Source organism: Mycobacteriales bacterium (genome assembly GCA_040902655.1).
Lineage (GTDB): Bacteria > Actinomycetota > Actinomycetes > Mycobacteriales > SCTD01 > SCTD01.
Window position 1 is genome coordinate 1 of the sequence record JBBDWV010000014.1, and the last position, 5,312, is coordinate 5,312.

Below are 5,312 nucleotides of genomic sequence, written 5' to 3' on the forward strand. Positions count from 1 at the left end.
GCCATGGCAACACCCCTATCCGATCAGGGTGTTGCGACGATCCCTTGAACCCAAGGCCACCTTTTCAGGCCCAGATCTGCACGGAGTGGTCCGGTCCGATCGGCTCCGTAGCCGATCCTGGATCCTGTCGAAGGTGAGTGACCGGGCCCGCTGGACACCGGAGAATCGCCGGCCGTCGCGTCGGGAGGCCAGTTGGGCAAGACGCTGGCCAGTAGCTGCGGAGTCCGGGTGGTTGGCAGAGCCCGATCGGCAAGCCCCGCGGAAACCCATGCAGGTGGGCGATCTCGGTGCCACCCATTCCGACGATCGCCGGCACCCACTGGTGCTCGGAACCAATGCGGCGATGACCGGGTGGGTCCGTCCGCTCGACGCCGATGCGAACTGCACTCCTGCGGCGACCCCGGATCCCCTCAATTCTCCCGAGCCGCAGGACATCTGCCGCAGGACATCTGCGCATGGCAACGCGCCGCACCACCATGGACGGCCCGAGGATGAAGCTCTGACCGCTACCGTCGGCGGCCATGACCGCCCTGCTCCCCACCACCTCCCGCATCCTTCTCGCCCGTACTGCGCGGGCCCAGCGCGACAGCCGGGTGCCCTCACTGCTGACGGGGGTGGTCCGCGAGGGGGCTCTCGTCTGGTCGGCGGCGCGCGGCGCCGTCCAGGAGCCGCACGACGACGTGCAGTACCGGCTCGGCTCCATCACCAAGACGGTCACCGCAATTGCCGTGCTGCGGCTGCGCGACGAGGGGCTGCTCGGACTGGACGACCCGCTCGACCGGCACCTGCCGGGCACGCCGTTCGGCGACCGGACGGTCGGCCAGCTGCTCGCACACGGCGCGGGACTGCGTGCGGAAAGCCCCGGCCAGTGGTGGGAGAGGGTGCCGGGACCGCCGTGGGACGGGCTCGCGCTGTCGGCGGACGACGTGAAACATCCCGCGGGAAGGCGCTTCCACTACTCCAACCTCGGCTACGGCGCTCTGGGTGAGGTGGTCGCCCGGTTGCGGCACCGTCCGTGGGCCGAGGTCGTGCGCGAGGAGGTCCTGCTGCCGCTGGGCATGTCGCGCACCACGCCGCGGCCATCGGGGCGGGCGGCGCAGGGCTTCGCCGTGCACCCGTGGGCGGACACGCTGCTGCCCGAGCCGGAGGAGGACGCCGGCGCGCTGGCACCGGCCGGACAGCTGTGGGCGACGCTGACCGACCTCGCCAGCTTCGCCGCCTTCCTGCTCGGCGACACCGGCGATGTGCTCGCGGGCGCGACGCTCGAAGAGATGGCCGAGCCGTCAGGCGTCGACGCCTCGGCCCGGACCTGGTCGGCGTACGGCCTCGGGCTGCAGGTGGTTCGGCAGGGCGACCGGACCCTCGTCGGACACGGTGGCTCGATGCCCGGCTTCCTCGCGTCGGTGTTCATCGACCGCGACGAGGATCTCGGCACGGTCGTGCTGTGCAACGCGACCAGCGGCCTGGACGGCACACTGGTGGCCGACCTGCACGCGACGGTGCGCGAGGCCGAGCCGGCGCTCGGCCCCACCTGGTCGGCCGCGAAATCGTTGGACCAGGAGGCCTTCTCGCTCGTCGGCACCTGGTACTGGGGCACCTCCGCGTACGGGTTGCGGCTGCGCGCCGACGGGCTGCTGGACCTGGTGGGGCTGGTCGGGGCCGGGCGGGCGACCCGCTTCCGGGCGCGCGGCGACGGCAGGTGGATCGGGCTGGACGGCTACCACGCCGGCGAGCTGTTGCAGCCGGTCCGGTCGGCCGGCGGCGACGTGATCGCGCTGGACCTCGGGTCCTTCGTCTTCAGCCGTACGCCGTACGACCCGGCGGCGCCGCAGCCGGGTGGGGTGCATCCCGGCGGCTGGGGGTCTCACCAGGCGGCGGGCGAGTAGTCCTTGAGGAACACACCGAACAGGTCCTCGCCGGCCTCGCCCCGCACGACCGGGTCGTAGACCCTCGCGGCTCCGTCGACCAGGTCCAGCGGGGCGTGGAAGCCCTCGTCCGCCAGCCGTGCCTTGGTCGGGTGCGGCCGCTCGTCGGTGATCCAGCCGGTGTCGACGCTGGTCATCAGAATGCCGTCGGTCTCGAACATCTCACGCGCGCTGGTGCGGGTCAGCATGTTCAGCGCGGCCTTGGCCATGTTGGTGTGCGGATGCCCCGGGCCCTTGTAGCCGCGGCCGAACTGCCCCTCCATGGCGGACACGTTCACGACGTACGTGCGGCGGGCCGGCGACGCGGCCAGCGACGGCCGGAGCCGGCTGACGAGAACGAACGGCGCGGTCACGTTGCACAGCTGCACCTCGAGCAGCTCGAGCGCGTCGACCTCGTGCACCTGCTGGGTCCAGCTGTTCACGGCGTCGAGGTCGGGGACCAGACCGCCGGCGTCGATGGCCGTGCCGTCGGCCACGCGGTCCAGCGAGGCCGAACCGCTGGTGAGCGCCAGCGCGGTCAGATTGTGCGCGTCGAAGGAGTGCTGCGCGGTCTGCTCGCCGCGGGTGAGCTGCAGCGGGCCGTGCCCGAGGTCGAGCAGCCGCGGGCCGGGCCCGGCCGGAAGCGGCGCCGACTCCGCCGCCACCAGCTGGGCGTACGACCCGGCGGTGCGCCGCACCGTCTGCGCCGCGTTGTTGACGAGGATGTCGAGCGGGCCCTGCGCGGCGACCCGGTCGGCCAGGGCGATGACCTGCGCCGGGTCGCGCAGGTCGATCCCGACGACGGTCAGCCGGTGCAGCCACTGGTCGCTGTCGGGCATCGCGGTGAAGCGGCGCACGGCGTCGTGCGGGAAGCGGGTGGTGATCGTGGTGTCGGCGCCGTCCCGCAACAGGCGCAGCGCGATGTACATACCGATCTTCGCCCGCCCGCCGGTGAGCAGGGCGCGCCGGCCGGTGAGGTCGGTGCGGGCGTCCCGCCTGCTGTGGTTCAGCTCCGCGCAGCTCGGACACAGCTGGTGGTAGAACGCATCCACCTCGCGGTAGCGCTGCTTGCAGACGTAGCAGGAGCGGGGGTTGAGGAGCGTGCCGACGACCTGCGCTCCGGAGGCCTCACCGATCGGGAGGCCGCGGGTCTCGTCGTCGATCCGGCTCGGCGCGGCCGTCGCGGTGGCGGCGGTGACGGCGGCGTCGTTGGCCAGGACCTGCTCACGCTTCTCCCGGCGGCGCCGGATCTTCACGCTCTTGTAGACAGCGGCCGTCGCCTCCCGGATGCGCACCGCGTCCGGGTGGCCCGTCGGCAGGTCGTCGAGGTCGCGCAGGACGTCGAGGACGGTCTGCAGGCGCGCCGGATCGATGCCGGGCTGGTCCGTCATGGAGGTGCCGTGCTGCCTGTTCGTGGGGTGAGAGGGCCGGCGACAACTCTAGGCGGAGGCCGGCCTGACGTCGCCGCGCAGGTCCCCCACCACGTCACCCGTCACACCCGCCCGCACCGCGCGGCGGCCGGGCCCGAAGACGTACGCCAGGAAGAGCAGCTCGGCCGTCACACCGATCGTCAGCCGCGCCCAGGTGGGCAGGCCCGAGGGCGTCACGAACGCCTCCAGGAAGCCGGAGACGAGCAGCACCAGCGCGAGCCCGAGCGCCCCGGCGACCAGGGCGCGGCCCTCCTCCGCGAGCGCCCGCGACCTCGTACGACTGCCGGGGTCGACGACGGTCCAACCGAGCTTCAGGCCCAGCCCGCAGGCGACGAAGACGGCGGTCAGCTCGAGCAGCCCGTGCGGGAGGATGAGCCCGAAGAACAAAGCGGTGCGGTCGTTGGCGGCCATCAGCCCACCGGCGATGCCGACGTTGACGGCGTTGCTGAACAGCACGTACAGCACCGGCAGGCCGAGGAAGACCCCGAACAGGATCGCCTGCGCGGCGACGTAGGCGTTGTTGGTGAACACCCGCGCCGCGAAGTCCTGCGCAGGGGCCGAGCTGTAGTAGTTCTCGAAGTCCTGCTCGACGAGCTGCTTGACGACATCGGGCGGCGCGACCGACAGCTGCGCCTCCGGGCTGCCGGCGATCCAGCCGCCGACGGCAAAGGAGACGAGCAGGAAGCCCAGCGCCGCACCGAGCCACCAGCGGCGGGTGCGGTAGCAGACGGCCGGGAAGTCGAGCGTCAGGAAGCGGGCGGCGTCGCTCCAGGACGCGCGGCGGCCGCCCGCGACGACGCCCCGCGCCCGCGCCACGAGTGAGGACAGCCGGCCGACGAGGGCGGCATCCGGGCCGGCGCTCTGGACGACCGACAGGTGCGTCGCGACCCGCTGGTAGAGATCCACCAGCTCGTCGACCTCCCCGCCGGACAGCGCGCGCGGTCGCGAGGCCCGGCGGAGCAGGTCCTCGAGCCGCGCCCACTCGGGACTGTGTGCGGCGACGTAGGCGTCGAGGTCCACCCGTGCAGACTAGGGGCGCTGCCGAGAGCCGGCGCGGTGAGGAGGTCCGGTGTCAGCCCAGCTGGTGACCGGTGAGGCCGTCGCGCTCGACCTGCGGCCGGCCGCCCTGCCGTCGCGGGTCCTGGCCGGCGTCGTGGACGCACTCGCTCAGGGGCTGGTGCTGCTCGTGGTCGGGGCCCTCGCCACCGCGGTGTCCTTCACAGTGTCGAGCGCAGCCGCCGACGCGCTGGGCATCCTGCTGATCGTTCTCGTGCTGATCGTCTACCCGGTCACCTTCGAGACCCTGCTGCGTGGCCGCACGCCGGGCAAGTCGGCGATGGGGCTGCGCGTGGTGCGTGACGACGGCGGCCCCATCGGCTTCCGCCAGGCGCTCGTACGGGGCCTGGCCGGGGCCTTCCTGGAACGACCGGGCGTCACCCTGTTCACCGCCGGTGTGGCCACCTCGCTGCTGAACCCACAGGGCAAGCGGCTCGGGGACCTGCTCGCCGGGACGGTCGTGGTACGCGAGCGGGTGCCCGGCCGCGAAGGACCGGCGGCGAGCATGCCGCCGCCGCTGGCAGGCTGGGCCGCGCAGCTGGACCTGACCGGGCTGTCCGACGACCTGGCGCTGTCGGTGCGGCAGTTCGTCGGCCGCGCCCACCAGCTGACCCCCACCGCCCGCGAGGACCTCGGGAAGCGGCTGACCGCGGCGGTCACCGCAGCCGTGGGCCCGCCGCCGCCCGGCACGCCCGGCTGGGCAGTGCTTTCCGCTGTGCTGGCCGAGCGCCGGCACCGCGAGGAGCAGCGGTTGGCCGTGCGGCCGGGGCAGGAGCAGCGGCCGCCCGCGGAGCCGGCGTTTCCGGTGCCGCCGCCCGCGCCGCCGGCCGCGGCGCCGGCGACGCCGCCGACCCGGCCCGCGGCTTCGTCGCCCCCTCCAGAGGTTGGCTGCCCAGGCCCGCCTCAGGACCCCCCTCACACG

General features: G+C 73.4%; 4 protein-coding genes. 2 read left to right on the plus strand and 2 right to left on the minus strand.

Annotated elements, in window-relative coordinates; all coding sequences use genetic code 11:
• The first annotated feature begins 521 nt into the window (after positions 1 to 521).
• Complete coding sequence (locus WD794_03025; protein ID MEX2289281.1) at positions 522 to 1,886, plus strand: serine hydrolase domain-containing protein; 1,365 nt, start codon at positions 522 to 524, stop codon at positions 1,884 to 1,886.
• On the opposite strand, the gene WD794_03030 is transcribed toward WD794_03025, so the two are convergent.
• Both WD794_03030 and WD794_03035 read right to left on the minus strand, forming a co-directional pair.
• The gene (locus tag WD794_03030; GenBank protein ID MEX2289282.1) at positions 1,865 to 3,295 is read right to left on the minus strand and encodes an SDR family NAD(P)-dependent oxidoreductase; all 1,431 of its coding nucleotides are present in this window, start codon (positions 3,293 to 3,295) and stop codon (positions 1,865 to 1,867) included. The genes WD794_03025 and WD794_03030 overlap by 22 nt on opposite strands.
• A 48-nt stretch (positions 3,296 to 3,343) precedes the next feature.
• Positions 3,344 to 4,354 carry a stage II sporulation protein M gene (locus tag WD794_03035; protein ID MEX2289283.1) on the minus strand — a complete coding sequence of 337 codons (1,011 nt, stop codon included), beginning with the start codon at positions 4,352 to 4,354 and terminating at the stop codon, positions 3,344 to 3,346.
• 49 nt (positions 4,355 to 4,403) lie between these two features.
• On the opposite strand from WD794_03035, the gene WD794_03040 reads away from it, so the two are divergent.
• A partial coding sequence (locus WD794_03040; protein MEX2289284.1) for an RDD family protein occupies positions 4,404 to 5,312 on the plus strand: 909 nt, incomplete at its 3' end.

Bases quoted from the DNA above. Each gene is read 5' to 3' on its own strand.
- WD794_03025 (MEX2289281.1), top strand. From the start codon at position 522: ATGACCGCCCTGCTCCCCACCACCTCCCGCATCCTTCTCGCCCGTACT.
- WD794_03030 (MEX2289282.1), bottom strand. From the start codon at position 3,295: ATGACGGACCAGCCCGGCATCGATCCGGCGCGCCTGCAGACCGTCCTC.